1 protein-coding gene is annotated in these 1,376 nt (G+C 47.0%); it reads right to left on the reverse strand.

What is annotated here, in order from left to right; translation table 11 throughout:
• Nucleotides 1-1,218, reverse strand: a 1,218-nt coding sequence (gene istA / locus ACTNC3_RS11350; RefSeq protein ID WP_441227496.1) for an IS21 family transposase, incomplete at its 3' end; no start/stop codon positions are given.
• Nucleotides 1,219-1,376 lie beyond the last annotated feature (158 nt).

Raw genomic sequence — 1,376 nt, forward strand, 5'->3', positions numbered from 1 at the left:
TTTGTAATTATCCGGCAAGTGCTCTGGATTCGTAGACCACTGTCCCTTCCGAGTTGCTCTTGGCCATTCGCAAAGAAATTCCCCAGCAAGCGAATAAATGCGGACGACGGTGGCTGATGCCTTAATAGATACTTTCTTGTGCAAATGCGCCTTGTCTACGCTATAATAAGCGTTGTCAAAGCGGACGTGGAAGTCACTTGACACAGTTGCCGTTCTTCTTTCCATGTACTCGTAATGCGTGGAAGGGAGCGGCATTAATTCAAGTTTCTCCTCTTCCCAATAGTAGTATCGATTGTGTTCTTTCTTCTTGAACGGCTCTTTGTTCAGCGCCTCCAGTTCCTTCCAGAGATCCTGGTTAAACTGTTCCAGCGAGAAATACTGGCGTTCTTCAAGTTTGTGGAAGAATCCTTTTTCCAGAATTCCAACAGCGTTTTCTACGGAGCTTTTGAACTTCGGCTTGCGAACCTTGGCTGGCAGAATAACGGTACCATAGTGATCAGCCCAGTCAGCATAATCCTTATTCAGCTCCGGCTCGATCCAGTCCTGATTGACAATAACGGCCTGCTTACAGTTATCGCAGACTACTAAGGCCGGAACGCCGCCAAAGTAATCCAGTGCGTGATTATTCACGTCGATCCACTGAGGCTCTTTGGTAGATAGCATTCCTTCTGCATAAATGTACTGAGAGTACGGAAGGATCGCTACGAAGACAACGATGGTCATGATTTCTCCGGTAACAGGATCCACCATGGTGAAGGTCTGACCTGCGAAGTCCACCTCCATCTTTTGTGCGATTACGGCATCAAAGTGGGCGGTCTCATAATTCTCTTCGCACCATTTGTTGTAGAGCTCACAGTACTGACTGTACTGGTAAAAGCGCGCCCCTTCTTCTTCGCACTTTTTCTTGTAGCGGTTCCACAGAAACATGAGCGTCATGTTCTTCCTGGTTGCCATTAACTTGGCTGCCTCTTCATAATCCGGAAGTTCGATGTTTTCGTTACGGCAACCTGACCCAGATACAGACCCATACACCTTCATGGCTATCCCATAGTTCGTGATGCCTGTCGGTAATGGATACTGAAGATCTTCACACTTCTTGAACGCTCGCAAGAAGTCGTTAACGCCAGACTTACTGTAACCTGCCTGACGAGCTATTTCGCTACCTGACATGGATAGCGCATAGTGTTTGATAATGATGTCCTTGTAATCCAACTGCATACATTATCCTCCTTAAAAATGATGTATTCACCATCGCTTGGATGGTTAGCATCATTATAAAGGAGTGGACCACTAAGATAGAGCTCGTGCCGACCGTTCAGAAACGGAATGCGGCCGTTTTGCTTCGCAAACCCGGCCGATTAGCTCCGCAATATGCA

Source organism: Oribacterium sp. HCP3S3_B9 (assembly GCF_052064255.1).
Classification (GTDB): domain Bacteria; phylum Bacillota; class Clostridia; order Lachnospirales; family Lachnospiraceae; genus Oribacterium.